The sequence below is a fragment of the Nocardioides sp. Root682 genome, assembly GCF_001427795.1.
Classification (GTDB): domain Bacteria; phylum Actinomycetota; class Actinomycetes; order Propionibacteriales; family Nocardioidaceae; genus Nocardioides.
Map to the genome: position 1 here is coordinate 1,881,417 of NZ_LMHJ01000001.1, position 26,806 is coordinate 1,908,222.

26 protein-coding genes are annotated in these 26,806 nt (G+C 69.7%); 8 read left to right on the forward strand and 18 right to left on the reverse strand.

Translation table 11 applies throughout. The features are described from left to right. Positions 1-13 precede the first annotated feature (13 nt). Entirely contained in the window at positions 14-970 is a 957-nt protein-coding gene (locus ASD84_RS08950; RefSeq protein ID WP_235531040.1) for a diacylglycerol/lipid kinase family protein, read from the forward strand. On the opposite strand, the gene ASD84_RS08955 is transcribed toward ASD84_RS08950, so the two are convergent. Further along, positions 967-2,646 (reverse strand): hypothetical protein, encoded by a 1,680-nt coding sequence (locus ASD84_RS08955; RefSeq protein ID WP_056709247.1) that lies wholly within the window; start codon positions 2,644-2,646, stop codon positions 967-969. The two genes, ASD84_RS08950 and ASD84_RS08955, sit on opposite strands and share 4 nt — an antisense overlap. Before the next feature lie 130 nt (positions 2,647-2,776). Here ASD84_RS08955 and lysS point away from each other — a divergent pair, with 130 nt between their 5' ends. Next, on the forward strand, positions 2,777-4,498 hold the full coding sequence (lysS, locus tag ASD84_RS08960; protein ID WP_200954471.1) for a lysine--tRNA ligase: 1,722 nt from the start codon (positions 2,777-2,779) through the stop codon (positions 4,496-4,498). 1 nt (position 4,499) lies between these two features. On the opposite strand, the gene ASD84_RS08965 is transcribed toward lysS, so the two are convergent. The 3 genes from ASD84_RS08965 to ASD84_RS25045 all read right to left on the reverse strand — a co-directional run bounded on the left by ASD84_RS08965 (position 4,500) and on the right by ASD84_RS25045 (position 7,040). Next, positions 4,500-5,576 (reverse strand): alkaline phosphatase family protein, encoded by a 1,077-nt coding sequence (locus tag ASD84_RS08965; RefSeq protein WP_056709248.1) that lies wholly within the window; start codon positions 5,574-5,576, stop codon positions 4,500-4,502. Next, the gene (locus tag ASD84_RS08970) at positions 5,573-6,289 is read right to left on the reverse strand and encodes a hypothetical protein (RefSeq protein ID WP_156391698.1); all 717 of its coding nucleotides are present in this window, start codon (positions 6,287-6,289) and stop codon (positions 5,573-5,575) included. Before ASD84_RS08970 ends, ASD84_RS08965 begins: the two co-directional genes overlap by 4 nt. A 331-nt stretch (positions 6,290-6,620) precedes the next feature. After that, positions 6,621-7,040, reverse strand: coding sequence for a DUF3151 domain-containing protein (locus ASD84_RS25045; protein WP_056709252.1), 420 nt, complete (start codon positions 7,038-7,040; stop codon positions 6,621-6,623). A gap of 57 nt (positions 7,041-7,097) precedes the next feature. Between ASD84_RS25045 and ASD84_RS08980 the strand changes: the two genes are divergently transcribed. Next, positions 7,098-8,594 (forward strand): DHA2 family efflux MFS transporter permease subunit, encoded by a 1,497-nt coding sequence (locus ASD84_RS08980; RefSeq protein WP_268788463.1) that lies wholly within the window; start codon positions 7,098-7,100, stop codon positions 8,592-8,594. On the opposite strand, the gene ilvA is transcribed toward ASD84_RS08980, so the two are convergent. Both ilvA and fbaA read right to left on the reverse strand, forming a co-directional pair. Further along, positions 8,591-9,883 (reverse strand): threonine ammonia-lyase IlvA, encoded by a 1,293-nt coding sequence (gene ilvA / locus ASD84_RS08985; RefSeq protein ID WP_056709256.1) that lies wholly within the window; start codon positions 9,881-9,883, stop codon positions 8,591-8,593. The two genes, ASD84_RS08980 and ilvA, sit on opposite strands and share 4 nt — an antisense overlap. A 4-nt stretch (positions 9,884-9,887) precedes the next feature. Continuing rightward, the gene (gene fbaA / locus ASD84_RS08990; RefSeq protein WP_056709258.1) at positions 9,888-10,919 is read right to left on the reverse strand and encodes a class II fructose-bisphosphate aldolase; all 1,032 of its coding nucleotides are present in this window, start codon (positions 10,917-10,919) and stop codon (positions 9,888-9,890) included. Between the two features lie 138 nt (positions 10,920-11,057). On the opposite strand from fbaA, the gene ASD84_RS08995 reads away from it, so the two are divergent. Together ASD84_RS08995 and ASD84_RS09000 are read left to right on the forward strand one after the other, a co-directional pair. Then, positions 11,058-11,888: a hypothetical protein gene (locus ASD84_RS08995; protein ID WP_056709261.1), complete on the forward strand. Its 831-nt coding sequence runs from the start codon at positions 11,058-11,060 to the stop codon at positions 11,886-11,888. Then, positions 11,885-12,382, forward strand: a complete 498-nt coding sequence (locus ASD84_RS09000) for a SigE family RNA polymerase sigma factor (RefSeq protein ID WP_056709262.1) — start codon at positions 11,885-11,887, stop codon at positions 12,380-12,382. Before ASD84_RS08995 ends, ASD84_RS09000 begins: the two co-directional genes overlap by 4 nt. Here the strand turns inward: ASD84_RS09000 and ASD84_RS09005 are convergent. Further along, positions 12,379-13,044: a TrmH family RNA methyltransferase gene (locus ASD84_RS09005; protein ID WP_056710851.1), complete on the reverse strand. Its 666-nt coding sequence runs from the start codon at positions 13,042-13,044 to the stop codon at positions 12,379-12,381. The genes ASD84_RS09000 and ASD84_RS09005 overlap by 4 nt on opposite strands. A 103-nt stretch (positions 13,045-13,147) precedes the next feature. Here ASD84_RS09005 and ASD84_RS09010 point away from each other — a divergent pair, with 103 nt between their 5' ends. Next, the gene (locus ASD84_RS09010; protein WP_235531041.1) at positions 13,148-13,891 is read left to right on the forward strand and encodes a DedA family protein; all 744 of its coding nucleotides are present in this window, start codon (positions 13,148-13,150) and stop codon (positions 13,889-13,891) included. Positions 13,892-13,966: 75 nt separating this feature from the next. Continuing rightward, on the forward strand, positions 13,967-14,401 hold the full coding sequence (locus tag ASD84_RS09015; protein ID WP_082573242.1) for a VOC family protein: 435 nt from the start codon (positions 13,967-13,969) through the stop codon (positions 14,399-14,401). A gap of 3 nt (positions 14,402-14,404) precedes the next feature. Here the strand turns inward: ASD84_RS09015 and pyrE are convergent, their stop codons facing one another. Beyond that, positions 14,405-14,950 carry an orotate phosphoribosyltransferase gene (pyrE, locus tag ASD84_RS09020; RefSeq protein WP_056709264.1) on the reverse strand — a complete coding sequence of 182 codons (546 nt, stop codon included), beginning with the start codon at positions 14,948-14,950 and terminating at the stop codon, positions 14,405-14,407. Positions 14,951-14,993: 43 nt separating this feature from the next. On the opposite strand from pyrE, the gene ASD84_RS09025 reads away from it, so the two are divergent. Then, positions 14,994-16,190 (forward strand): pyridoxal phosphate-dependent aminotransferase, encoded by a 1,197-nt coding sequence (locus ASD84_RS09025; protein WP_268788464.1) that lies wholly within the window; start codon positions 14,994-14,996, stop codon positions 16,188-16,190. A gap of 4 nt (positions 16,191-16,194) precedes the next feature. Here the strand turns inward: ASD84_RS09025 and ASD84_RS09030 are convergent, their stop codons facing one another. From ASD84_RS09030 to ASD84_RS09075, 10 genes are all read right to left on the reverse strand, one after another. Then, entirely contained in the window at positions 16,195-17,244 is a 1,050-nt protein-coding gene (locus ASD84_RS09030) for a hypothetical protein (protein WP_156391701.1), read from the reverse strand. A 25-nt stretch (positions 17,245-17,269) separates the two neighbouring features. Beyond that, positions 17,270-19,885 (reverse strand): ATP-dependent chaperone ClpB, encoded by a 2,616-nt coding sequence (gene clpB, locus ASD84_RS09035; RefSeq protein WP_056709276.1) that lies wholly within the window; start codon positions 19,883-19,885, stop codon positions 17,270-17,272. Positions 19,886-19,987: 102 nt separating this feature from the next. Continuing rightward, complete coding sequence (locus tag ASD84_RS25475) at positions 19,988-20,947, reverse strand: Abi-alpha family protein (RefSeq protein WP_200954472.1); 960 nt, start codon at positions 20,945-20,947, stop codon at positions 19,988-19,990. A 73-nt stretch (positions 20,948-21,020) separates the two neighbouring features. Next, positions 21,021-22,328 carry a hypothetical protein gene (locus ASD84_RS09045; protein ID WP_200954473.1) on the reverse strand — a complete coding sequence of 436 codons (1,308 nt, stop codon included), beginning with the start codon at positions 22,326-22,328 and terminating at the stop codon, positions 21,021-21,023. A gap of 177 nt (positions 22,329-22,505) precedes the next feature. After that, complete coding sequence (locus tag ASD84_RS09050; protein ID WP_056709280.1) at positions 22,506-23,126, reverse strand: hypothetical protein; 621 nt, start codon at positions 23,124-23,126, stop codon at positions 22,506-22,508. Next, a complete protein-coding gene (locus ASD84_RS09055; RefSeq protein WP_056709281.1) occupies positions 23,126-23,887 on the reverse strand; it encodes a DUF6230 family protein in 762 nt (253 codons plus the stop codon). The genes ASD84_RS09050 and ASD84_RS09055 overlap by 1 nt, the downstream gene beginning before the upstream one ends. Beyond that, positions 23,884-24,933 (reverse strand): hypothetical protein, encoded by a 1,050-nt coding sequence (locus ASD84_RS09060; RefSeq protein WP_156391703.1) that lies wholly within the window; start codon positions 24,931-24,933, stop codon positions 23,884-23,886. Before ASD84_RS09060 ends, ASD84_RS09055 begins: the two co-directional genes overlap by 4 nt. Continuing rightward, positions 24,902-25,420 carry a DUF6114 domain-containing protein gene (locus tag ASD84_RS09065; protein ID WP_200954474.1) on the reverse strand — a complete coding sequence of 173 codons (519 nt, stop codon included), beginning with the start codon at positions 25,418-25,420 and terminating at the stop codon, positions 24,902-24,904. The genes ASD84_RS09060 and ASD84_RS09065 overlap by 32 nt, the downstream gene beginning before the upstream one ends. Then, positions 25,417-26,076, reverse strand: coding sequence for a DUF6230 family protein (locus tag ASD84_RS09070; RefSeq protein WP_156391705.1), 660 nt, complete (start codon positions 26,074-26,076; stop codon positions 25,417-25,419). Before ASD84_RS09070 ends, ASD84_RS09065 begins: the two co-directional genes overlap by 4 nt. A 107-nt stretch (positions 26,077-26,183) precedes the next feature. Beyond that, positions 26,184-26,723 carry a DUF6114 domain-containing protein gene (locus tag ASD84_RS09075; protein WP_056709287.1) on the reverse strand — a complete coding sequence of 180 codons (540 nt, stop codon included), beginning with the start codon at positions 26,721-26,723 and terminating at the stop codon, positions 26,184-26,186. Positions 26,724-26,806 lie beyond the last annotated feature (83 nt).

The window sequence follows — 26,806 nt, forward strand, 5'->3', positions numbered from 1 at the left end:
CTAGGCTGATCGGGTGACCGACTCGATCGTGGTGATCACCAACGCCGACGCCGGCACGGCGGACGACGAGGCGCTGGAGACTGCCCTCGGCGTGCTCCGTGGCGCGACGACCGTCGAGGTGCACGCGACCTCGTCGCCGGACGAGCTCGACACGGTGCTCGACGGCCTCGGCGACCTCGGTGACCGGCGGCTGGTCGTGGTCGGCGGCGACGGCAGCATCCACGCCGTCGTGGCCGCGCTCCACCGCCGCAACGAGCTCACCGGCCGAGTGCTCGGACTGGTCCCGCTGGGCACGGGGAACGACTTCGCGCGCACCCTCGGCATCCCGCTGGACCCGGAGGAAGCAGCTGAACTCGTCCTCGCCGGCGCGACCCGGGCCGTGGACCTGGTCGTCGACGAACGAGACGCGGTCACGGTCAACGGCGTGCACCTCGGCGCAGGCGCCGAGGCCGGGGAGAAGGGGGCCCGGTGGAAGAGCCGGCTCGGCTCCGTCGGCATCGGCAAGGTCAACCTGGGCAGGATCGGCTACCCGATCGGCGCGCTGCAGACGGCCCTGAACCCGCCCACCCTCCGGGTCCGCGTGGAGGTCGACGGCGAGGTCGTGGTCGACGTCGACCACCAGGTGCTGATGGTGGCCCTCGGCAACGGCGCCTCCGTCGGCGGCGGCACCGAGCTGACGCCCGACGCCCATCCGTTCGACGGCCTGGTCGACGTCCTCATCGCCACCCCGGTCGGCACCCTGTCGCGCCTCGGCTACGCGCTGCGGCTGCCGTTCGGGCGCCACGAGGAGCACGCCGACGTCCAGATCGTCCGCGGCCGCACGGTCCGGGTCACGGGGTGCGAGTTCACCTGCAACAGCGACGGCGAGATCGACGGCCCGGTGCGGAGCCGGTCGTGGCGCGTGCTGCCGTCGGCGTACGCCATGGTCGTGCCGGTGAGCGAGTCTGGGAACGACGCCTCAGGCACCTAGTTCTTCATCGTGTTGTGCATGACCTCGTTGATGATGGCGTCCCGGTTGACCATGACGTTGACCAAGGCGCCCTCCCAGGAACGAGCCATGTCGACCACCATGAAGGCCTCGGCCTGCGCGTCCATCGCGTTCGCCCACTCCACCGGGTCGATCACCGGCTGGTAGCGCCTGATCTCCGCGAGACCGAGCCCGTTCCAGTGCCGGGCCATGTCGTGGATGGCGTTCTGGAGCAGGACCGTGCGCTTGCCAAGGGCGTGCTGGACGCCGCCACCCGGGCCACCTTCTCCCCGCTCCATGAGCGCCTCCACCCGCAAACGGGCTTCCGTCACGCGCGACGCGGCGTGGTCCAGGCCCTTCTCCTTGAGCCCGCCGATCCGCTTCATGCCCTCGATCTCGTCGGTGACCTCGACGGCGGAGAGACCGCCGACGACCGCTGTGTAGCCGTACTCGGCGAGCGCCTTGTAGCTCTTGTAGGTGATGGCAGCGCCTGCCAGCGGTGCAGCCGCGGCACCCGCAGCACCCGCAACGGCTTCTGCCCCGACGGCCTCCGCGCCGGCGGCGATCAGTCCCACCCCACCGCTGGCGACCTCCAGCCCACCCTCGATCTTCTGGCTGGCCGTCGCATTGTCGTCGAGCAGCACCAGGGTGCCGTGGATCAGGTCGAGGGCAGCGAAGGCGCTCGAGAACTTCGACAAGCCCTCGACTGCCCGGCCGAGCACGGCGGCCTGTTGGGCCATGCCACGCATCGAGAAGACCTTCTGCAGTCCCATGGCGAGCAGGGTCAGGGACTGCGTGGTGAAGTCCGCGGCCTTCTTGACGTGTTCGAGCACCGTGGCGCTCGCGCCCAGCATGCGGTCTGGATCCGTGCGCGCCAGCTGCTTGTCGAGGTCCTCGACCATCTTCGAGTACGACGGATAGTCGTCGGTCTTGCAGAGGGCGATGATGCCTTCGAGAACCTTGATCCGGGAGTCGCGCGACTTCTTAGTGGCACCCTCGACGTCCGCCGTGCCCAGGAACTTGTCCGCGGTCGCGAAGACCGCGAGTCCGTCGGTCGCCAGGGCGATCAGTCGCTGACGCTCCACCTTCGCCTTCGGTGACTGCAGCTCGGCCGCCCGACCGACGTCGGCAGTGGCGGCGTCGACGACCGCGGACTCGAGGACCGTGCCTGTCTTCATGAGCAGCTGCTGGGCATGCGCGGCCTGGTCGAGCTGGCCGCCGGCCGCCACGTGGGCACGAAGCAACAACGCCTTCAGCACCGGAGCGGCAGCCTGGAAGTGCGTGAGCCGACCGACAGGAGGAAGCCCGTTCCCATCGGGGCTACGGCCGTGAAGGCTCTCCCAGAGTGCCTCACCGGCAGCGTGGTCCTTCGCGCTCAGGTCGGCCACCCGCTCGCGCCCACCCCGGTGCGACAGGATGTCGTCGACGGCGATGGCCGCCATCATGTCGGTCCCGTCCGCGACCCGCACGGACGACTTCCGCTTGCGCTGCACGGATGCTACGCCTGCTGCCACGCGACGGTTGCCGATCTGACGCTGCAGGGCGTGGACGTCGCTGGCCGTGCTTGTTCCCGTGGCAGTTCCAGCGGTGTCGCCGGACTTCAGCTCGGACGTCAGCGGGGGCGCGCGGCGTGGTGCCCGTTGGCGGATCGGACCCGGACCGGGTCGTTGACCGACCACGTGGAGCCCCCTGTCGACAGCTTCGATGCTAGCAGCGGCCGACCCTGGGGGAGCCGGTCCCGGAGGTAAAGACCGGCGCCCGGTCGGGACGAATCGGAGCCGGACGCTCGGTCCAACTAGGCTTCGCGCCGTGGCACGAGGACAGCGCAACCAAGACGACGAGTCAGGCGGCAACCAGGGTCGCACGCATCAGCCCAGCGACTGGGTGACCCGGACCGCCGACCTGGCGCTCCGGCACGCAGAGGCGGTCAACGGAGGCACCCTGCCCGACGTCGTCACCTGCGCGTCCGGGATCAGCCCCTCCGGCCCCATCCACCTGGGCAACCTGCGCGAGTTCCTCACCGTGCACTTCGTCGCCGAGGAGATCCGGCGTCGCGGCATCACCGTGCGCCACCTGCACAGCTGGGACGACTACGACCGGTTCCGCAAGGTCCCGGCGGGCGTCGACCCGTCGTGGAGCGAGCACATCGGCAAGCCGCTGTCCGCTGTCCCGGACCCGACCGGCGAGTTCCCGAACTGGGCCGAGCGCTTCAAGGCGCCGCTGCGCGCTGCACTCAAGGACCTCGGTTGCGAGATGGTCGAGGTCGACCAGACCGAGCTGTACGCCGCCGGCACCTACCGCGAGCAGGTCCTCACCGCCATCGCGAAGCGCGGCGAGATCGAGACCGTGATGGCGCGGTTCCGGACCAAGAAGGCTGCCGAGCCGGTCGAGGGCGAAGAGGAGTCGACCGCGGAGGAGGACTCCGGCCACGGCGCGACCGAGGACCTGGCCCGGTTCCCCTACAAGCCCTACTGCCGCGGTTGCGGCCGCGACACCGTCACCCTCACGTCGTACGACGACGACACGACGGACCTGGCCTACACCTGCGACGTGTGCGGCGACTCCTACGTCACCAACGTCGCCACGCAGAACGAGGGCAAGCTGGTCTGGAAGGTCGACTGGCCGATGCGCTGGACCTTCGAGGGTGTCCACTTCGAGCCCGGTGGCGTCGACCACGCGAGCCCCGGGTCGTCGTACACGGTCGGCAAGGAGATCGTCGGCCCGATCTTCGGCGGCACCGCCCCGTCGTTCGTCGGCTACTCGTTCGTCGGCGTCGCCGGCATGCCGAAGATGTCCTCGTCCAAGGGCGGCGTGCCGACCGCCGAGGAAGCCCTGCGCATCCTCGAGGCGCCGATCCTGCGCTGGCTCTACGTCCGCCGTCAGCCCAAGCAGGCGTTCAACGTCGACTTCGGCCAGGAGGTCCTGCGCCTGTACGACGAGTGGGACGCGCTGACCAAGAAGGCAGCCATCCCCGAGAAGCGCGACGCCGCGGTGCTCGCCTGGGAGCGCGCGTCCGCGACCTCGACCGCCGGCGCGCTGCCGACGCCTGCCGTCGTCGTACCGTTCCGGATGCTGTCCTCGGTCGCCGACGTGACCGCGGGATCGCGTGAGATCACCGCGCGCACCGTCGGTGCGAGCGAGGCGGACCTCGAACCGCGGCTGTCGAAGGCGGCCACCTGGATCACGGCCTACGTCGACCCCGAGGACCGCACTGTCGTGCGCGAGTCCGCCGACACCGAGCGCCTGGCCGCACTCTCCGAGGACGAGACGCTGTGGCTCGGCCAGCTGCTCGACCGGCTGCCCGACTCGTTCGCGGACGCCGACGAGCTGACCACCCTGATCTACGGCGTCCCGAAGCTGGCACGCGGACTGGCCCTGGACGACCCGCCCACCGACGAGGTGAAGACGGACCAGAAGGCGTTCTTCAAGCTGCTGTACGAGCTCCTGGTCGCTGCCGAGCGCGGCCCGCGCCTGCCCACGCTGTTCATGGCGCTCGGGCCGGAGAAGGTGCGCGCGCTGCTCACGCCGTGAGTCACCAGCGCAGGTCGGGTGGACCTGCATCGGGCGGGACCGACGGCAGGCCGAGCACGTGCATCGCCGCGTCGGCGAGGTCCAGGTTCCGGATCGGCTGCGCTCCGTCGTACGACGGCCGCCCGGTGCCCGGGTCACGACGTTGCGGGTTGCTCGCGTAGAGGTCTCCCGCCGCCACGTCCGGTCCCCAGACCACGAACGGGATCGTGTAGTTCGCGGGCACCGGGGCCCCGTGGTCGCGGGTGCCGGCCGCGAATCCGTGGTCGGCGGTGAGGATCACCGTGGTCGTGCCGTCGAGTGCGGGCGTGTGTTCGATCGCCGCGACGACCTTGCCGACGAGTCGGTCGATCTCGCGAACTGCATCGAGATACGCCACGCCCATGCCTCCGGTCCGGTGCCCGGCCGCGTCGGGACCGGCAAGGTGCAGGAACGTCAGGTTGGGCTGTGCGGACACGAGATGGGCAATGGCGTCGGCGACCAGGCGGCCTTGGGGCTTGCGCACCTCGAAGTCGTCGATCGACCGCGGCCACGAGTCCCGCATGATGTCGAACTTGGTCTTGCCTGCGAACAACGCCGTCGTCAGGTGGTGACGATGCGCGACGGAGAAGATCGACGCGACCTTCTCGCCCGCAGCGGCCTGCACCGTGTCCCCGACGGGGTTGCCGTTCCAGGTCACGCCATGGCCACCTCCGGCGGCGTCGATCCGGCGTCCCGTCACCATGCCGACGTGATTGGGGAGGGTGACGTTCTTCTCGTAGGCGGTGCGGGCGTTCAGGGTCGAGGCCCCCTCGTCGAGGAGCCGATGCAGGTGCGGCGTCTCCTTCGTGCCCAGCTCGAGGAGCGCTTCAACGGCCAGGCCGTCGACGGAGATGGCGACGACGTGCGCCGGCTCGGTGGGCGCGGTGCTCGACGGGGTCGCCGTCGGCTCCACCGAACTGGGCGAGCTGGCCGGCGTGGACGAGCTGGGCGAGCTGGTCGGCGCAGACAGGTCCGGGTCGCCCGCGCTGCAGGAGACCAACCCGAGACTCGCTGCACCGAGGCCAGCGACCACTGCCCACGCGCCGAAGCGATCCTTCACTGCGTCGCGATGTCGACGACCGGGGACCACACGTGGCGGCCCGGGACGTAGTCGTAGAACTCCGCATCGCTGACCATCTGCACGTTGACGCTGACCTTGTCGACGGGGCTGTCGCCCTCCCGGAACCGGAAGGGGAAGGCGAGGCCGTCCCGGGGAGCTGCGGAGTAGTCACCCGGGAACCGGGGATCGTCGGTCTGGGAGCCGTCGAGGATGTCGCGACCGTGGCCCCAACCGTCGACCGCGCCGGATCCGGTCGCGCCGGTGGTCACGTGACGCCAGGAGACGAAGTCGGGATTGTCGTCACCGTTCACGTCGAACTGCACGATGACACCGACGGGCGGCGAAGCGGCGCCGACGAACTCCACGATGACCCAGCCGGGCGTCCCCTCCTGCTGCGGGTAGACCTGGACCTGCAACAGATCGCCCTCAGGGCTGGTCTCCGGACCCTGTCCGCGCAGGAGCGCGTCGCTCGTGGTGTCGATGAGATCCAGCGGCGGGAGCGGCACCGACTGCTGGGTCGGCGACGTGCTCGAGGTCGTGGTGGGGTCCGAGGTCGCCGTCGAGTCCCTGTCCTGCGCGCCGGTGTCCGTGTCGTCCGAGCCGCTGGTGCCGACCAGGTAGGCGCCGACTCCCACTGCCACGAGGAGGAGTGCCGCGGCCACCACGATGCCCAGGACCAGGGGCGCGCGACTGCGTGACGTGGGCGGCGGCATGAAGGGGGGCGGCGTTGGTGACTGCCTTGGCGGGAGGTTAGGCGGGAAGTTCGCCGGCGGTGGAACCGGCGGCGGCGGGGTGGGCGCAGCCATGACGGTCATGGAGGAGGTCGGCGATCCGTCCCCGGCTCCCTGCGGGGCCGGCTGCCCACAGTTGGAGCAGTGCTGGTGCCCCTTCATGGGCGCACCGCAGTGCGTGCACCAAGCAGCCTTGGGAGCAATGTCCACGGCGTCCGCCACTCTCCTCATCGACCCGACCGTCGTACCTGACGATTCTGTCGTCAAACGGCCGATTTCACGACCGTTTCGTCAGGTACGACGCGCGAGGGGATCAGAGCAGGACGTCGGCCGCCGTCGGGCTCGAGTCACGCAGGAAGGCGGAGCAGCGCTCCCACTCCTCGGTCTCACCGATCGCGCGGGCGGCGAGGGCGAGCAGGGCCAGCGAGCGCAGGAAGCCGCGGTTGGGCTCGTGCTCCCACGGCACCGGGCCGTTCCCCTTCCAGCCGTTGCGGCGCAGCATGTCGAGCGAGCGGTGGTAGCCGACGCGGGAGTAGGCGTAGACGGTCACGTCATCGGCACCCTGGTCACGGGCCTGCTCGGCGAAGGTCGCCCAGGCGAGCGGCGAGGCCGGCAGGCGTCGTACGACGGCAGCGGGCGCCTCGCCCGCGGCGAGCAGCTCGGCCGCGGGGTCGACGGGAAGGTGCGTGGGCGGGGGGCCGGCCATCAGGTCGGCACCGGGAGTGAGGCTCATGGAGCCATTGTGGTCACAGGGGGAACGGATGTCGGCGATCGGGTGTTGACTCGTCCCGTGACCCAGAGCGAAGCCCCGACTCCCACGGCGTCGACCGACACCCCCGACGAGATCAATCCGTGGCCGGCCCTGTGGGCCCTGGTCCTCGGGTTCTTCATGATCATGGTCGACACGACCATCGTCACGGTCGCGACGCCGGCCATCATCGAGGACCTCCACGCGGAGGTGAACAGCGTCGTCTGGGTGACCAGCGCCTACCTGCTGGCGTACGCCGTCCCGGTGATGATCACCGGTCGGCTGGGCGACCGGTTCGGCCCGAAGAATCTCTATCTCATCGGCATGGTCGTGTTCACGCTCGCCAGCCTGTGGTGCGGACTGACCTCGACGATCGAAGGGCTGATCATCGCCCGGGTCGTCCAGGGCTTCGGCGCCAGCATGATCACCCCGCAGACGATGGCCATCATCACGCGGATCTTCCCGGCCGAGCGGCGCGGCCAGGCCATGGCGCTGTGGGGCGCGACGGCCGGTGTGGCGTTGCTCGTCGGGCCGCTGGTCGGTGGCCTGCTGGTCGATGCGCTCTCGTGGGAGTGGATCTTCTTCATCAACATCCCCGTGGGGATCATCGGCATCGCCCTCGCGCTGCGCAACGTGCCCTCCCTGCCGACCCACCAGCACAAGTTCGACTGGCTGGGCGTCGTGCTGAGCGGCATCGGCATGTTCCTGCTGGTGTTCGGCATCCAGGAGGGCCACCAGTACGACTGGGGCAAGGTCACCGGCTTCGTGACCGTGCCCCTGCTGATCGTGGGCGGCATCGTGGTGCTGGTGCTGTTCGTCCTCTGGCAGCACTTCAACAAGCAGGAGCCGTTGGTCCCGCTCAGCCTGTTCCGCGATCGCAACTACTCACTGGCCAACATCGCGATCAGTGCCATCAGCTTCACGTTCACCGCGCTCGGCTTCCCGCTGATGCTCTACGCCCAGCTGGTGCGGGGCTACTCCCCCACCGAGTCGGCCCTGTTGATGGTCCCGATGGCGCTGCTCTCGATCGTGCTGGCTCCGCCGGTGGGCAAGCTGACCGACCGCGTGCACCCCCGCTACCTCTGCAGCGTCGGCTTCGCCACCGTCGGCATCAGCCTGGTCTGGCTCTCGGCCGTCCTGACGCCCGACTCCGCCGTGTGGGAGCTCGCGCTGCCCATGGGCCTGATGGGTGCCGGCAGTGCTGCGATCTGGGCTCCACTGGGAGCCACCGCCACCCGCAACCTGCCGATGCAGATGGCGGGCGCCGGGTCCGGTGTCTACAACGCCACCCGCCAGGTCGGCGCCGTTCTCGGCGCGGCCGCGATCGCGCTGTTCATGGACAGCAGGCTCGCCGCCAACGGGCTGACCTTCGACCCGTCGAAGGCTCCCGAAGGCACAGCCGGCGGCACCGCCCTCCCGCCCCAGGCCCTCGATCCGTTCGCGACCGCGATGGGGCAGTCGATGCTCATCGCGCCAGCAGTGATCCTGATCGGCCTGGCCGCAGTGCTGTGCTTCGCGCGCCCGAAGGCCGACTTCTAGCTCACGAAGCCGAAGAGGGGGCTGTCCGGCGGGACCTTCTCGACCCGCAGTCGCGACTCCTCCATCCGGGCGAGCAGCCCGGTGAGGTCGTCGGCGTGCTGCATCTCGATGCCCACCAGCGCCGGACCGGTCTCCCGGTTGTTGCGCTTGGTGTACTCGAACAGCGTGATGTCGTCGTCGGGACCGAGCACCTCGTCGAGGAAGCGGCGCAGTGCACCGGGCTCCTGGGGGAACTCGATCAGGAAGTAGTGCTTGAGGCCCTCGTGGATCAGCGCTCGTTCCACGATGTCGGCGTAGCGCGAGACGTCGTTGTTGCCGCCGGAGACGACCACGACGACCTTGCTGCCGGGCGCCAGGGCGCCGGAGAGCTCGGGCAGGCGAAGGGCAGCCGGAGCGAGCGCTCCCGCAGGCTCCGCGATGATGCCGTCCACCTGGTAGAGGTCGAGCATCTCGACGCAGATCAGCCCCTCGGGCACCGCGATCACCGACAGGTTCACGGCCGACCGCGCACCGGCAACGGCCGCGTAGGTCAGGTCCCCCACGCGTCGTACTGAAGCTCCGTCGACGAAGGGGTCGACGGACTCCAGCTCGACCGGGCCACCGGCCTCCAGCGCAGCCGCCAGCGACGTCGCGCCCGACGGCTCCGCGGCCACGACGGCGACGCCCGGCAGGCGTTCGGCGAGCACCGTCAGGCAACCGGCGATCAGGCCGGCGCCGCCGACTGGCAGCACCAGGGCGTCGGGAGTCCAGCCGTGCGCAGCTGACTGGGCCAGGATCTCGGCCGCCACCGTGGCCTGCCCGGCAATGATCCCGGGGTGGTCGAAGGCGGGGATGACGGTCGCCCCGGACGCAGCAGCGAAGTCGGCAGCAGCGACCGCGGCGTCGTCGTACGCCTCACCGGCGATGACGACCTCGACCTGGTCACCGCCGAGCGCGGCCACCCGGTCGCGCTTCTGGCGCGGGGTGGTGCGCGGCAGGAAGATCGTGGCGTGCACGCCGGCCCGGGCGCAGGCAAAGGCGACGCCCTGAGCGTGGTTGCCGGCGCTGGCGCAGGTCACGCCGCGCGCTCGCTCCTCCTCCGACAGTCCGGCGAGGACGGTGTAGGCACCGCGCGCCTTGTAGGACCGGACGGGGGTCAGGTCCTCGCGCTTGAGCCAGACCTCCAGCCCGGTCAGGGCGGAGAGCCGGTCGGCGCGCTGCAGTGGCGTGGTCGGGATGACTGGCGCCAGCAGCTCGGCCGCCCGGTCGACGTCGGCGGCGGTCGGGAGGGTCGGGACAGGCTGGACCACCGGACTAGCCGACGGTCTTGCCGGCCGACCGCAGGTTCTCCGCGGCCTCGACGACCCGGGCAGCCATGCCGGCCTCGGCGGCCTTGCCCCAGGCGCGCGGGTCGTAGGCCTTCTTGTCGCCGACCTCGCCGTCGACCTTCAGGACGCCGTCGTAGTTGCGGAACATGTGCTCGGCAGCCGGGCGGGTGAAGGCGTACTGCGTGTCGGTGTCGACGTTCATCTTCACCACGCCGTAGTCGACCGCCGCGGCGATCTCCTCGGCCGAGGAGCCGGACCCACCGTGGAAGACCAGGTCGAACGGCTTCGAGCCCTCGGGCAGGCCGAGCTCGGAGACGACCGCCGCCTGCGCGTCGCGCAGGATCTCCGGGCGCAGCTGCACGCCGCCCGGCTTGTAGACGCCGTGCACGTTGCCGAAGGTGAGGGCCGTCATGTAGCGGCCCTTCTCGCCGATTCCCAGCGCAGCAACGGTCTGCAGCGCGTCAGCCGCGGTCGTGTAGAGCTTCTCGTCGATGGCGCCGACGACGCCGTCCTCCTCGCCACCGACGACACCCACCTCGATCTCGAGGATGATCTTCGCGGCGACCGAGAGAGCCAGCAGCTCTTCGGCGATGACCAGGTTCTCGTCCATCGGTACGGCGGAGCCGTCCCACATGTGCGACTGGAACAGCGGCGCCTCACCCCGGGCGACCCGTTCGGCCGACAGGGCCAGCAGCGGGCGCACGAAGCCGTCCAGCTTGTCCTTGGGGCAGTGGTCGGTGTGCAGCGCGATGTTCACGGGGTAGTTCTTCGCGACCTCGGCGGCGTACGCGGCGAAGGCGACCGAGCCACTGACCATGTTCTTCACCGACGGGCCGGAGAGGTACTCCGCGCCACCGGTCGAGACCTGGATGATGCCGTCGGCGCCCGCGTCCGCGAACCCCTTGAGGGCAGCGTTGAGCGTCTGGGACGACGAGACGTTGATGGCCGGGAAGGCGAAGGCGCCTGCCTTGGCGGCGTCGAGCATCTCGGCGTACTTCTCGGGAGTTGCGATGGGCATGCTGGCTGGCTCCTGCGCGCGATCCGGTGCGGACGTGGTGGTGGTCACTTCTCACTGGCCAACCTACCGTGGCAACCGATCGGCAGTGCGTTGCGTATCCCTCGTTGAGTGACCGCTGCGCACCCATCGGAGGCAACCGTGCAGGACTTGATCGACAGACTGGCGAGCGAGCTCGCCACGGCGCCGGAGCCCGGCTTCGACATCGCGAGCACCGTGGCCTCCGGCCGCACCGTGGTACGACGCCGCCGGATCGCCGCAGGCGGGGCCGCCCTGGCTGCGGTGCTGGTCGCCGGGGGCACCGCGTGGCTGGTCGTCCCGGGCGCCGACGGCAGGTCCGAGAGCAGCTCGGTGGCGGTCGAGCCGACACCGACACCGACGCCCACGGCGACCAGCGGAGCGGGCCCTGAGGAGGAGGTCGAGCCGGTGGTCACCGGCACCGACGGTGAGCCGGCCATCAACCCCGCGGCCGAGGTCATCGAGCGAGACGCCTTCACTGCAAGCGACGGCCAGGAGGCCGAGATCTACCACGTGCGGCTCCGCGCCGCGGAGTACTACGTCTACCTGCAACCGGATGGCGCTTCCTCCTTCCCGCTGCCAGCGCAGGGCCTGACGTTGCGTGAGTGGGCCGAGGTCCAGCTGGTCGGCCCGGACATCGAGGACGACCAGTGGCTTCGGTTCGACCGCGGCTCACATGTCACTCCCGTGCTCTTCGGGCTGGAGATCGTCAAGCAGGTGCCGGACCCTGACCTCGGTGCGAACTTCGCACCTGCAGGCACCCCGACCGCCCTGGTGGAGGCTCGCCTGGACGGCGCCACCTTCTACCTCGCCGTCCGGTCGATCGGCGGCGGCAAGGCCGAGGCGATCTCCTACCGGCGCGACGACCAGATCACCACCCTCCAGCAGTTCCGCACCCACACGATGCACTCGTACGCAGAGAACGAGTCCGGCGGCAGCGAGGGCCTGCGATGAGGCGCGAGGACCGGGAGCTCGCCTACGTCGAGTTCGCTGCGAGCAGGCGCGACCAGCTGCGCCGGATCGCCTACGGCATGTGCGGCGACTGGTACAAGGCCGACGACCTGGTGCAGAACGCGCTGATCAAGCTGTACGTCGCCTGGCCACGCGTGGTGCGCGGCGGGCGCGAGGACGCCTACGTCCGCAAGATCCTGCTGAACGCGGCGATCGACGACTCACGTCGTCCGTCCCGGCGGGAGCGGGCGACGGAGGTGCTTCCCGAGAGCGTCGCCCCTGCACCGACCTCCACCGAGGACCACGCCTCCCTCGTGTCCGCCCTTCAGACGCTGCCCGCCCAGCAACGGGCCACGGTGTTGCTGCGGCACTGGCTGGGACTGTCGGTCGCCGAGACCGCCAGCGAGCTGGGCATCGCCGAGGGGACGGTGAAGAGCCACTGCTCGCGCGGGCTCGAGACGCTGAGGGGTCTGCTCGCGGAAGCCGGGACTGCCTAACCGCGCCAGGCCTCGACGCTGCCCAGGTCGGCGTGCTGGCGCACCCACGCGTGCATCGCGATCGCGGCCGCCGCCGACGCGTTGATCGAACGGGTCGAACCGAACTGCGCGATCGAGAAGGTCGCGTCGCACGCCTCGCGCGCAGACTCGGAGAGCCCTGGCCCCTCCTGCCCGAACAGGAAGCAGACCCGGTCGGGGATCTCCATGGTCTCGAGATGGTCGGAGCCGGGCAGGTTGTCGACGCCGAACAACGGCACCGGACGCCCGGCCGCGCCGTCGTACGACGAGAGGTACTCGGCGAGGTCCTCGACCGTGGCGTGGTGGCGGACGTGCTGGTAGCGGTCGGTGACCATCGCGCCGCGCTTGTTCCACCGCCGGTTGCCGACGATGTGGACCTCGGCCGCGAGGAACGCGTTCGCCGAGCGGACGATCGTGCCGATGTTGAAGTCGTGCTGCCAGTTCTCGATGGCGACGTGGAAGCCGTGGCGACGCTGGTCGAGGTCGGCACGGATCGCCTCGAGGCTCCAGTACCGGTAGCGGTCGACGACATTGCGTCGATCCCCGTCCCGCAGCAGCGCGTCGTCGTACACCTCGGAACCGGGGCCTTCGGGCCACGGGCCCGCCCAGGGACCGACGCCGACCTCGGGCTGGCCGTGTGGCATCGGGTCGTACGGCGCCCGGCGCTCCTCGGGGCCCTCCGCATCCGCGTCCACGAACTGCACCCTATTGCCCACGGGGTTGGGACCCGGCCGGTACCGTTGCGCCGTGAACTCGCTGGTCGCGACCCCTTTCGTCGTGCCGATGCTGTTGGGCATCAAGTGGCTGGATCCTGAGTGGCTCCAGCACGAGTACGGTGCCGCCTTCATCTGGATCGCGATCGGGATCGTCTTCGTCGAGTGCGGGCTGTTCTTCCCGTTCCTCCCCGGTGACACGCTGCTCTTCGCGCTCGGGCTCTTCATCGCCGGCAGCAACACCACCGGCTACTCCGTCGTCGGCATCGAGCACGAGGCGACCGAGCTGGTCATCGCGATGGTCCTGCTCACCGTGGCGGCGTTCGCGGGCAACGTCGCCGGCTACGAGATCGGGCGCAAGCTGGGGCCGCCGCTCTACCACCGCGACGGCAAGATCCTGAAGAAGAAGTACTTCGACAACACCAGCGCGTTCTTCGAGAAGCACGGCAACAAGGCGTTGGTCATCGGGCGGTTCGTCCCGTTCGTGCGGACCTACATCACCGTCGTCGCCGGCGTCACCCAGATGGAGCGTCGCCGCTTCTTCGTGTGGAGCGCCATCGGAGCCGTGCTCTGGGTCGTCTCGATCACCCTGCTGGGGTACTTCCTCGGCGCGGCCATCCCGGCGCTGGGCGAGAACATCGACTACGTCACCTTCGCCATCCTGGCGTTCTCCGCGGTGCCGCTGGCCTGGGAGTGGTGGCGGCACAAGCGCCCCGGTGCCAAGGGCAAGAAAGTGCTCGCCCCAGCGACGGAAGCGCCGGTCGCCGAAGAGCGATGACTCCGGCTGTCGGTGCCGGTCGTTAGGTTCGGGACAACCGTTCCACCCGACTTCCACCTCACCGAGGAGCACATCGTGGCGATCAACCTCAACCCCTACATCAACTGGCGCGGCCAGGCCCGCGAGGCGATGGAGTTCTACCAGTCCGTCTTCGGCGGCGAGCTCACCGTGATGACCTTCGCCGACATGGGCGGCACCGCGATGGGCGTCGCCGAGGACGAGGTCAACTGGGTCATGCACTCGGCCCTGACCGTGTCGGACTCGGTGCTGCTGATGGGCGCCGACCACCCGAACCACGTCCCCGGCGAGCCGCAGACCCAGCAGGTCAGCCTCAGCGGACCTGCTGAGGACGAGGCCACCCTCCGCGCGTGGTGGGAGGGCCTGACGGACGGCGCGACCGTGCACGAGGCACTCGCCCAGGCACCGTGGGGCGACACCTTCGGCATGCTGTCCGACAAGTACGGCGTCGACTGGCTGGTCAACATCGCGGGCGCCCAGCCCGCGGAGTAGGCCTCAGGCCCGGGCAGCCGCCCTGGCCGCGTCGAGCTCGACCTTGGTCAGTACGGCGCGCAGCTCGAGCGCCACGTCGTCCAGCGGGTTGTCGTCGCCCGGGCTCCGGTCGATGGCGCACACGACGGTCTCGACGACCGCGCCGCGCTCGCGCAGCGCGTTCGTCGCGTCGCGGACCGCGCCGCCCGTGGTGATGACGTCCTCGATCAGCACGATCCGCTTGCCGTCGACGTCGGGGCCTTCGGCGAGCTTGGCGGTGCCGTACTTCTTGGCCTCCTTGCGGACGAAGACCACCGGGATGCCGACCAGCTGGCTGACGGCGGTGGCGATCGGGATGCCACCCATCTCCAGTCCGCCGAGCAGGTCGGCGTCACCGGGGAGCAGTTGGGCGACCTCGCGGGCCACCCGGGCGAGCAGCCCCGGGTCGGCCTCGAAGAGGTACTTGTCGAAGTACTCGTTGCTGACCTGGCCCGAGCGGAGGGTGAACTCACCCGTGAGGCGGCAGGTGGCGTCGATGTCGGCGGCGAGGGCGGTGTCCGTGGTCGTCACGGTCCTGAGCCTAGGACGTCCCCGCACCCCTTAGGGTCGAAGGGTGCCCGGTCCCCCGCACCCAGCCGCCCGCCACGTCGCCGCCCGTGTCGCCGCGATGGGCGAGACGATCTTCGCCGAGATGTCGGCGCTCGCCATCCGCACGGGAGCAGTCAACCTCGGCCAAGGGTTCCCCGACACCGACGGACCGCCCGAGCTGATCGGTGCGGCCGTCGACGCGCTCCGCGGCGGCGCCAACCAGTACGCCCCCGGTATCGGCGTCCCCGCCCTCCGCCAGGCCATCGCCCGCCACCAGCAGCGGCACTACGGCATCGAGCTGGATCCCGACACCCAGGTCGTCGTGACGACGGGATGCACCGAGGCGATCGCGGGCGCCCTGCTCGGACTGGTCGACCCGGGCGACGAGGTGATCGTCCTGGAGCCCTATTACGACTCCTACACCGCGATGATCGCCTTCGCCGGAGGAGTACGACGACCCGTCACCCTGCGCGCGCCCGACTTCCGCCTCGACCCGGCCGAGCTGGAGGCCGCGGTCACCCCGCGCACCCGGCTGATCCTGCTGAACACGCCCCACAACCCCACCGGCCGCGTCCTCGACGCCGACGAGCTGGCCGCCGTGGCCCGGGTGGCCCAGGCGTACGACCTGACCGTGGTGACCGACGAGGTCTACGAGCACCTGACCTTCGACGACCGGGTCCACGTGCCGCTCGCGACCCTGCCCGGCATGGCCGAGCGGACCCTGACCCTCTCGAGCGCGGGCAAGTCCTGGTCCGTCACCGGCTGGAAGGTCGGCTGGGCGACCGGACCGGCCCACCTCGTCGCGGCGGTGACCGCCGCCAAGCAGTGGCTGACCTACACCTCGGGCGCGCCCCTGCAGCCGGCCGTCGCGGCGGCGCTCGACAGCCCCTCCGACTTCCCGGCGCGACTCCGGGCCGACCTGCAGGCGCGCCGCGACGAGCTCGTCGCCGGTCTGAGCGGGGCCGGCCTGACGTCGTACACACCGGAGGGGACGTACTTCGCCACCACCGACGTCAGCGCCCTCGGCTGGGCGAGCGGCGGTGACTTCTGCCGCGCCCTGCCGGAACGGGCGGGCGTCGTCGCGATCCCGTCCGAGGTCTTCTACGACGAGCCCGACGCACCCGGCGCCGGACGGCACCTGGTCCGCTGGGCGTTCTGCAAGCGCCCCGAGGTGATCGCCGAGGCGGTGCGCCGCCTCCAGGCCGCTGACCTGCGCGCCTGAACCGTCAGCGCTGGTACCAGCGACCCACTTCGGGTCGCAGCAGCATCCACGCAGTCGCGCCGAAGACACCCACCAGGGCGAGCAGGGGCCAGGCACCGATGGCCATCACGACGAGCAGCAGGGCGCCGGTCACCGCGGAGATGACGAGGATGATCCGGGCCCAGTTCTGGCCGATGAAGGCGAGTCCGGCGAGCACGATCGCGGCCACCGCCCACAGGGCGAACCCGACGAGCACGACGTACATCGCGGCCAGCAGGCTGTTCTCGGTGAGCTGGTAGGTCTCGACCATCTTGGGCTGTTCGCGGGTGACCTCGGCGAAGAAGTCCTCGGCCTGCGAGGGCAGCACGGCCATCATCAGGCCGATCCCCAGCAGCACCAGCGAGCAGCTGATCCACGTGAGCGCGCAGGCAGCGACCAGCGCCTGCGGCCGGGTCCGTCGTACGACGGCGGGCCGGTGGGCGGGTGCGGACGTTGCCGCGGCCGGAGCATCGGCCGGCGTTGCCGCTCCCTCCGGTGCCGCCGGTGCCGCCGGTGCGACCGGTGCGACCGGAGGGGGCCACTCCGCGGCCGGCCCCGGTGGGCGGAGACCGAGCTTCTCGGCCCGGCGTGCCTCGTAGGCCTGCACCCACGGCCGACCGGCGTACCAGTCGCGCGTCGGCCGCAGCCACAGCAGGACGATGCCGAACACCACCATCGGTGCGAGGAATCCGGCCGTGGCCATGCCGCCGACCAGCAGCAGCGGCGCCAGCAGCGTGAGCGCGAGCCGGGCACTGGTGGAGCGCTTGAAGACCTGGAAGCCCAGGATCGCGGCCGCCGCAGCCGATCCCGCACCGATCAGGCACAGGACCTGGATCAGGGAGGCGAGGCTGTCCGCAGTCAGGCCCAGGCCGCTCATCGGCGGGTCCGCGAGGACCCGCTGCAGCTCCTCCTGGGCCTCGAGCGTGTGCAGCGTCGAGATCCGCTCCCACGCGGACAGCACGACGATGATCGAGCCGCCGATGATCAGCGAACCCGCGAGCGTCGCGTGTCCCGGTCGTGGCTGTTCCTGGCTCATGCCGCCCATTCCATCAGACGGCCCCTCAGCCCTTGACGACCAGTCCGTCCTCGCCCCGGTCCACCGTCACCGCGCCACCGTCGACGACCTGACCGCCGATGAGCAGCCGCGCGAGCGGGTCGCCGAGCGCGGACTGGATGAGCCGGCGCAGCGGCCGGGCGCCGTACGCCGGGTCGTAGCCGACGTCCGCCAGCCACTCCCGGGCGGCCGGGGTGACCTCGAGCGTGATCCGCCGTCCGGCCAGCCGGTTCTCCAGCAACCGCAGCTGCAGCTCGACGATCGTCGCCAGGTCGTCGCGGGTCAGCGCATCGAAGGTGACGATCTCGTCGAGCCGGTTGAGGAACTCGGGCTTGAAGGCCTGGCGCACCGTCGCCATCACGCCCTCCCGCTGCGCCTCGGGATCCAGGGTGGGGTCCACGAGGTACTGCGAGCCGAGGTTGGACGTCAGGATCAGGATCGTGTTGCGGAAGTCCACCGTCCGGCCCTGCCCGTCGGTCAGTCGACCGTCGTCGAGCACCTGCAGCAGGATGTTGAACACCTCGGGGTGCGCCTTCTCGACCTCGTCGAGCAGCACGACCGCATAGGGACGGCGGCGGACGGCCTCGGTGAGCTGGCCGCCCTCGTCGTACCCGACGTAGCCGGGAGGCGCACCGACCAGGCGCGACACCGAGTGCTTCTCGGAGTACTCGCTCATGTCGATGCGGACGATCGCCCGCTCGTCGTCGAAGAGGAAGTCGGCCAGCGACTTGGCGAGCTCGGTCTTGCCGACGCCGGTCGGGCCCAGGAACAGGAACGAGCCGGTCGGCCGGTTGGGGTCGGAGATCCCGGCCCGGGACCGTCGTACGGCGTCGCTGACGGCACCCACGGCGCCGCGCTGGCCGATCAGGCGCGCACCGATGACCTGCTCCATCTCGAGCAGCTTGGCGGTCTCGCCCTGCAGCAGCCGTCCTGTCGGGATGCCGGTCCAGGCCTCGACCACCTCGGCGATCTGCGGGGCGCCGACCTCGTCACCGACGAGCTTCTCCTCCTTGCCGGCAGCCGGGTCGGCAGCCCCGTCCGTGGCACCCTCGCTGGCCTCGACGGCCCTGATCTGAGCCTCCAGTGCAGGGATCTGGCCGTACTGGATCTCGCTGGCACCGGCGAGGTCGCCCTCGCGCAGCTTGCGGTCGGCCTCGCTGCGCAGCTGGTCGAGCTGGCGACGCAGCTCGCCCTCGCCCTCCAGGGACGCCTTCTCCCGCTCCCACCGGGCGTCCAGGCCGCGCAGCGCCTCCTCCTTGTCGGCGAGGTCGGCGCGCAGGGTCTCCAGCCGGTCGCGTGACGCGTCGTCGGACTCCTTGGCGAGGGCGAACTCCTCCATCCGCAACCGGTCGACCTGGCGTCGCAGCTGGTCGATCTCCTCGGGCGACGACTCGATCTCCATCCGCAGCCGCGACGCGGCCTCGTCGATCAGGTCGATCGCCTTGTCGGGCAGCTGGCGTCCGGTGATGTAGCGGTCGGACAGGGTCGCCGCGGCCACCAGGGCGGCATCGGTGATCCGCACACCGTGGTGCGCTTCGTACTTCTCCTGGATGCCGCGCAGGATCTGGATGGTGTCCTCGACGCTCGGCTCCCCCACGAACACCTGCTGGAAGCGGCGCTCCAGCGCGGGGTCCTTCTCGATCCGCTCGCGGTACTCGTCGAGCGTGGTCGCACCGATCATGTGCAGCTCGCCGCGCGCCAGCATCGGCTTGAGCATGTTGCCCGCGTCCATCGCGGAGTCACCGCCCGCGCCGGCACCGACAACGGTGTGGAGCTCGTCGATGAACGTGATGATCTGCCCGCCGGCGTCCTTGATCTCCTCCAGGACGGCCTTGAGCCGTTCCTCGAACTCGCCGCGGTACTTCGCGCCGGCGACCATCGCGGCCAGGTCGAGCGAGAGCACCCGACGGCCCTTGAGGGAGTCGGGGACGTCGCCGTCGACCACCCGCTGCGCGAGACCCTCGACCACCGCGGTCTTGCCGACCCCGGGCTCGCCGATGAGCACCGGGTTGTTCTTGGTACGACGCGACAGCACCTGGATGACACGACGGATCTCGGCGTCCCGGCCGATCACCGGGTCCAGCTTCCCGTCCTCGGCGGCCGAGGTGAGGTCGACGGAGTACTTCTCGAGCGCCTCGTACGTCGACTCGGCGTCCTGCGACGTGACCCGGCGGTTGCCCCGGACGGCCGTCAGCGACTCCTGGAGCCCCCCGGCCGTCAGGCCCGCGTCGGTCAGCACGGTCTTCGCGCTCGACTCGACGGTGGCGAGGGCGATCAGCAGGTGCTCGGACGCGACGTACTCGTCCTTCATCGACTGCGCGAGGTCCAGGCCGGACGCCAGGACCCGGGTCAGCGCGGGCGACGCAGCGGGCTGCTGGACGGTGGCACCGCTCGCGCGGGGCAAGCCGTCGCGAACCGCCGACGCTGCATGCACCAGCGCCGACGCGTCGACGCCGGACTTCGCGACCAGGCTCGACGCGATCCCCTCGGTCTGCAGCAGCAGCGCGACGAGAAGGTGGATCGGCTCGACGCTGGTGTTGCCCGCCGTCGTCGCGGCGAGCTGGGCAGCCTCGATCGCCTCGCGGCTACGGGTCGTGAACTTGTCGGCCCCAAAGGCGCTCATGGACAGTGACTCTCCTCAAGGTGCGTGGAACTGGATCGTGACACTCATTCCAACGCGCGCAAAGTTGAGTCTGTTCCACTCAACTTTGCGGAAATTCGAGGATCAGTCGGCGTCGATCTCCGGCGGTGCCTCGTGCGTCGGCAGCGCGACACTCGTGGCGGTCCGCTCGTCGACGAGGGCCAGCTTGCAGAACTCCTCGCCGAACGGCGTGAGGTGCACGCTGCGACGCACGACCTTGGCGAACTTCACCGAGTGCATCGCGGCGAGCACGTCGGGCTGCGCCTCGAGCACCTGGTACTCCAGGTGGTCGTGCACGGCCTCGCGGGAGAACCAGATCAGTCCGAGCCGGAACAGGTTGTTGAGGTACGACGGCACCTGCTCGATGTAGCGCAGCCCGGCCCGGGCACCCACCATGTTGAGGCCGGGGGCGATCAGCTGGCTGCTCATCATGCCGATCGGGCCACCGGTGCGGATGTCGACACTGGGCTGCGGCCCGTCGCGCAGCAGCATCACCAGGACGCGTGCCTCGTCGGGCGCGAGCTCGTCGAGGATCCGGTCGAACGCCGGATGCCGGTCGTTCTGGCCCCACACGTCGCGGGACTTCTCCAGCAGCTCGTTGCCCCGATCGCGCAGCGACAGCTGGCGGCTCGCGACCACCTGGCCGTCAACGACCGTCGCGACGGGCGTGGTCTCCCGCGAGCGATCCGAGCCGTTGCCGTTGCCGTTGGCACCCAGGGACTCGCCGACCCGGAGGAAGGCCGTGGCGACGGGGGTTCCGTCGGCCAACGTGCGGGCCAGGTCGCCCACGGCACCGACGACGGAGCCGACCTCGCGGATCAGCGTCGCCGCCTCTTCACGGTTCGTCACTGCCTTGCCGACGCGCATCCAGTTGCGGGCCGTCGTACGCATGCCCCAGCCGGCAGTGTGCAGCGCGGCCGAACCGGCGACCCGGGCCAGGCCGGGAAGGGACTCGACAACGGTGGGACTGGCGATCGCAGGCAGCCGCGGCAGGTCCTCGCCCCCGACGCCCCTGTTCTCCGAAGAGCTTGATTCTCTTGCCACGGTCCCATCCTCCATCAACAACACCTCGGGCGATCCGCCCCGCACCCTGCTGGTCACACCCATCAGGGACGACTCACGGCGGGAAGCCGGGAATCAGGCCCCAGTTGAAGATCGCCAGGTGCAGGAAGCCGCCCGCAGCGCCCATCACCGCGCCATGGAGGTAGAGCATCCACTCGTCCTCCTTGATCGCCGAACGCATCATCTCGACGAAGTCCTTCGGCGGCAGCTCCTTGGTACGGCGCGCGATCAGCACCCGGATCTTCTCCGACTGCTTGCGACTGAACTCCGCGTCACGGAACGGAGTGATCGTGCGACCCACCGCCTCCAACGCGAAGGAATCCTTGATCCGGTCGTACCGCTTGCCGCCCATGGCAACGTTGACGGCACCACGCAACGGGCCGGCCGCCTTGTCGATCGCCGGCCGCATGGCGGTCGCGATCATCTGACGGGTCCGGTCACCCCGGGGACCGTCCATCAGGAAGTCACCGATCCGTTCGAGGGTGACCACGTCGTCGGCGATGATCCGCGCATAGACCTCGGCACACTCGTCCTGGCGGCGCAGGAACAACCCCTGGACCTTGATGCCGAGGACCCGCCTGGGCTCCGGCGGGTCGAAGATCAGCCACATGCCGAGCAGGTTGGTCGTCCATCCGACGAAGACGCCCAGCAGCGGGAGCAACCACCAGATGTGCCAGGTCTGGTCGACGATCGCGACCGGGACACCGAGCAGGAAACCGAAGATGAACCCGAAGGCCACCATCAGGTTCAGCTCCTTCTGGCCCACGTCCTTGAACACCCGCACCACGAGGTCGGGGTTCTTGCGGAAGTGGTCGATGACCATGATCTTCGGGTCGAGCAGCTGGTCGATGTGGATGCCGATCTCGTCGGTGATCGTCTTGACGACGGCCGGCAGCTGGGCCTGCACGCGGTCGATGACCGCCGTGCGGACCGGACGCGGGAGATCGCTCCACAGGCGCGGGTGCTCGCGCATCATGACGTCGTTGACGAGCTCGGGGAGATCGGGCCGGAACACGTTGACGATGTGTTCGGCGATCTGGTCGGGCTCGAGCTGGGCGTAGAACTCAGCGGGCGTGCCGAGCTTCGCGATCACCTTGTCGACGGCGATGCTGCCCATCTTGGCGGCGCGCGCAGGCACGATGCCCTGCCAGCCCAGGCCACCCTCCATCCAGCCGGGGATCTCCTGCAGCTTGCGCGGCATGAGCCCGGTGACTTCCTTGAGACCGGGGACCTTGAAGCCGTGGAACTTGATGGGCGAGAACAGCATCCAGAGGCCGGACCAGTTGATCAGCCAGCCGATGATGCCCGTGAAGAACGGGATGGAGATGAACGCGAACCAGTCGACGCCGTGGCTTCCGGTCAATTCACCGCTCGCCCAGTCCCTGAAGAAGTCGCCTATCGCGTCCACACGTGCCTCTCGTCCTGTCGAGCTCTGCCGCGCCCCATTGCCACGGACGGTCCCGACGGGCTGAGGCTAGTGCCTCGAGTCGCGATTGGCACGAAGATCTCAGGTCACGGTGTCGCAGGAACCTGCGCCGAGTCAGCACGTCAGGGTCCCGAAGGACGGCCTGGCGCTGAGGCTGGAGAGCCGGAGTCCACCGTCGAGCACGATGCCGTGGACGGACATGTCCGTCTGGCCCAACTGAATTGCCTCGTGCGACGCGTCAATCAGCACGGTGAAGGCGCCCGGCGTCTCCCCCACCCCCCGGGAAGCCCCGATCGTCGTACGTGGCGTCCCGAGCGCCTGGACCGTGCCGTCCGTGACGGCGAGGGCTGCAGCCGGCAGACGCACCGGGCGCGAGGTGACCAGGCGCAGGCTCAGCCGGCCCCCGATGATCGGCATGTCCACGGTGGGGATCAGGCACAGGTCCACGAAGCGACCCTCCTCCAACCGGACCAGCGCCGCTCCCTGCTCAGAACCCACTGCGTCCCGGCCGGCCACGCCGCTCACCGAGTCGATGCCGAGCGTCATCTCGTCGGCAGAACCACCGCTGGTTGCCATGACGATCGGGTGGACCGTGGTGATGACGACCTGGATGTAGCCGAGCACCGCGAGTGCTCCGATGGCGAGGCACGCAAGCGCAGCGGGAACGGTCAGCCGCAGGAACAGGACCGGATCGACTCGACCCGTCCCCTCCGGTGGCATGTCAGCGGCGCCCATCAGTACTTGATCGGGAGGTTCTTGCAGCCCTGGGTCGCTGCACCGCCGGGAACCACCTCGATCTTCAGCTTCTTGAGGTTCACCGGACCCTCGATGACGGCGTCGTACAGGTCACCCTTGACGTTGTAGAGGTCGCCGACGTCGGAGTCGACACTGAACAGCCGACCGTTGATGCCGGCGTAGCTCTCGGGCCCGTCGAGCGGGTTCACCACGTCGACGCCGCCGGACTGCCACGTCGTGACGCTCTGGACGGCGACCCCGAGCTCCACGTTTCCGCGCAGCGCGACACCGTTGCCGTTGGTGTTGGGCAGGCTGGTCGACGTCACCGACGTGACGTCGAGCTGGACGTTCTTGCCGGACACGTCGGTGACGTTGATGTCGTTGCCGCCGGAGGTGATCCTGATGGTGTAGTCGACTCCGAGGAAGCTCTCGGTCTGGGACACGCAGAGACCGTCCAGGCTGCCGTTCGCAAAGCCCATCCGAAGGACGTACCTGGTGCTGTCCCCGCTGCCGGACCGCAACGTGACGGGCATGATCCCGAAGGCGACGTTGCTGGTGCTCAGCCGCGCGCTGCTGAACTGTGACTTCTGACCCTGGACCACCAGCCCCGCGCCCAGTCCCATCACCGTGCCGCCCCAGAGCTGGGAGACCATCCAGCCGAGGACTGCGAACGCGCCGAGATTCATCACCGCGACCCGGCGCCAACGAGTGCCCGTGCGGGTCACGGCGTCCGTTTCCACTGCGGCTCCCGTCGACGTCATGGGGACACCTGGATGACCGTGTCAGGCAGGTTGAGGGTCGTCGGAGATCCGGTGCAGCTGCTCGCCTTGTTGGTGTTCATGTAGTAGACCCACGCGTCGAGCTCGAGGCCCGGGATGTTGTCCAGGCTGGCGATGGAAGCCAGGATCGATCCCCACAGGCTGTCGTCCCCGGCCAGGGCTCCGACGGTGGTGCTGATGCCGAACACGTTGACCTTGATGTGGGTGTCGGCCCGCAGCCACAGGTCGGTGAAGACGCAGGAGTCTCCGACGTTCCACCCCGCGCTGCTCTGGTTGCTCGGGACGAAGGTCAGCTTGTACTCCCCCGTGCCGTTGGTCGTGGGCGAGGCGACCGAGGACTGCGGCACCACCGTCATGTAGGAGTTGCGGCTGATCTCCAGGTTCTTCAGCCGCATGTGGACGAGCATGGCGTTGTCGTTCTCCTCGAACGCCGTCGACCAGCCGTTGTCCTGATAGAGCGTCCGGTCGAACGGGCAGGTGCCGAAGGCACCCCACCTCGAGCTGGTGGAGACGTTGCTCGGACCTGCCGTCTGGCTGCCGTCGGCGAGCTTCAGGATGGTGGGCCTGGCAATCGTCGAATCGTTGCGCTGGAAGGCGCCGCAACTGGTGTATTGCCGGGTGAACTTTCCGTCGGGGAACGTGATGCCGTCGGTCGTGAACGCCGTGCTGCTGCCGGTCGCACTTCCGGTGTCGCTGTCGCTGTAGCCGAGACGCATGTGGATGGGCGCGTTGGGGACGCACGGCGTGACCGTCGTGCCGTTGCCCAACGACAGGGTGTTGCCGTTGACCAGGCCACTCAGGGCAGCCGAGCTCCTCGCACAGGCCGGCATCGCCGCCGAGGCGTCCAGCATTCCGTTCGAGTCGCCGCCACCAGCGCCCGGACCGAACGGCGGCGCCGACACCACCGCGCAGCTGAGGACGAGCGTCGCGGACACCACCAGGAGTCGCTGTCGACCGACCCCCTGCCCGACGACCTGACCTCGGCGCGCGGCCCGCTCAGATCGCCTGACCAGGAGTCGCATCGTCATCGGCCAGGACCTCCTCCGATGGTCTCTTCCGTGCGCCCCGGACCGCCGCCCTCCTGCGGCGGCTACGACGTGGTCGCTTCTCGCCCCAGCCCCAGATCATCGAACCCCCGATGATGGCGAAGAGGGTGCCGATCAGGAAGCCACCGAGATTGGCCGCAATGAAGGCGGCCAGGCCCAGCAGCACACCGACCAGGCCGCACAGGCCGCGGTACAGCGGCGCGAAGAGCGCGACCGACGCGAACATCACCATGGCGCCGCCGAGGATGTAGCCCGCCGAGGAGTTCCACCCGCCGCCGATCACCATCGTCAGGGGCGATCGCGAGAAGTGGATCACCGCCGCACCCCCCAGCCCCAGCCAGAGCGCACCCCAGAACGGCCGCGACCGACGGAAGTCCCGGAACCACCGGCGAGTGGCGCGCAGGCCGCCGACCGTGCGGGCGAGCACCTTCTTCTCGATCTTCTCGATGTCGTCAACGACAGCGCTCACGACACGCAGCTCGCCTTCGTTGCCGTTCCGGGAACCATGCGGATCTTCAGGTCCGGCAGGTTGATGTTGCCCTGGAGATCGATCCCGTAGGACTTTCCGTCCAGGTTGCCGATCTGCATCAGCTTCGCCTGCAGACCGAAGGCACCCGCTGCTCCGGGATTCGGGTTGCCCGCGCCCATCATCAGGGTGTCCGCCGACTGACCCAGCGTCATCTGTTCGATGTTCTCGCCGTTGCCCACCAGGCTGTCCGAGGCCAGGAACAGCTTGTTGGCCGTGATCTTCTTCGTCGGGTCCGTCACCGTGCCATCCACGGGCTCCCCGCCGGTGACCACCAGCGAGACAGTGCCCAGCACGCCGCCCAGGTCCTGCTTGGCGATCGCACAGAAGCCATAGAGGTCGGCCTGCTGGAAGCCGATCTGCGCCACCGCCGTGGAACCGGACTTCTGCGCCTGGGCGTTGATGTACCCGGCGGCGTACTGCCCCACGACCCGGTCGGTGTAGATCTGGTGCGCCTGGTCCGCTGCGGTGAAGTTCACGGCCAGGACGCCACTGCCGACCATCGAGAACAGGCCGGCCACCGCCACGATCCCGCCCACGAGCGGCATCAAGGTACGCCGACGGGTGCCCATCCGCGCCTGACTCGACACTGCGGACATCGCCTCCGACCGTTTGCGCACCGTGCGAATGCCGCTTCCGAGGACCGACCTGCCTGTGTCCCGTACCCGTTCGCGCACGGACCGGCTGCGCTTTCGTGCGCTCACCGCTACGCCCCCGCCTCGGCGCGCCGCGCCCGGCGGGCGTCGCGCGCCGCAGCACGGCGCTCGGCGCGGGCGGCGAACTTCGCAAGCTGCCTGTCGGTGTAGGGCGTCCAGGCGAACACCATGCCGGACCCGATGATCCCGAGGACCATGCCGATCAGCCATCCCCCCAGGTTGGCCAAGGGCAGCGACGCCACCGACATCATGGTGGCCATCAACGCCGGGAAGTGGCGCTGCGCGGGCAGGACGAGCGCGATCAGGGCGGCGAGGATCATGCCGCCGCCGAGCAGGTAGCCGGCGACGGCGCCGGCGCCGAGCTCGAGGGTCATCGACGCTGAACCGATGACGGGCCTGACGACGAACCATCCGCCCAGGGCCAGGATCACGCATCCCGCGAGAGGACGTGTACGTCGCCAGCGATTCGCGGCGTGCAGGACCGAGCCGACGTACGTTCGCCCGGTCTCGGTGTGGTCATGTTCCGTCACGGGGGAGGCCGATTCGTCCGGCCCGGTCTGCGCGACGACATTGACTTCGGGAATGCTCACAGGTCTCTCCTTGGTGCTCAGCAACACGGATCGCTCGGGAGAGCGGGCAGACCGGGGTCACCGATCTGCCCGCTCGATTCCGA

Excerpts from the sequence above, each read along its gene's own strand:
- ASD84_RS09000 (WP_056709262.1), top strand. The coding sequence starts at position 11,885 with ATGAGGCGCGAGGACCGGGAGCTCGCCTACGTCGAGTTCGCTGCGAGC.
- clpB (WP_056709276.1), bottom strand. The coding sequence starts at position 19,885 with ATGAGCGCCTTTGGGGCCGACAAGTTCACGACCCGTAGCCGCGAGGCG.
- ASD84_RS09055 (WP_056709281.1), bottom strand. The coding sequence starts at position 23,887 with ATGACGTCGACGGGAGCCGCAGTGGAAACGGACGCCGTGACCCGCACG.
- ASD84_RS09005 (WP_056710851.1), bottom strand. The coding sequence starts at position 13,044 with ATGCCACACGGCCAGCCCGAGGTCGGCGTCGGTCCCTGGGCGGGCCCG.
- ASD84_RS09030 (WP_156391701.1), bottom strand. The coding sequence starts at position 17,244 with ATGAGCCAGGAACAGCCACGACCGGGACACGCGACGCTCGCGGGTTCG.
- ASD84_RS09060 (WP_156391703.1), bottom strand. The coding sequence starts at position 24,933 with ATGACGATGCGACTCCTGGTCAGGCGATCTGAGCGGGCCGCGCGCCGA.
- ASD84_RS25045 (WP_056709252.1), bottom strand. The coding sequence starts at position 7,040 with ATGAGCCTCACTCCCGGTGCCGACCTGATGGCCGGCCCCCCGCCCACG.
- ASD84_RS09070 (WP_156391705.1), bottom strand. The coding sequence starts at position 26,076 with ATGTCCGCAGTGTCGAGTCAGGCGCGGATGGGCACCCGTCGGCGTACC.
- ASD84_RS09050 (WP_056709280.1), bottom strand. The coding sequence starts at position 23,126 with ATGGGCGCCGCTGACATGCCACCGGAGGGGACGGGTCGAGTCGATCCG.
- ASD84_RS08970 (WP_156391698.1), bottom strand. The coding sequence starts at position 6,289 with ATGCCGCCGCCCACGTCACGCAGTCGCGCGCCCCTGGTCCTGGGCATC.
- fbaA (WP_056709258.1), bottom strand. The coding sequence starts at position 10,919 with ATGCCCATCGCAACTCCCGAGAAGTACGCCGAGATGCTCGACGCCGCC.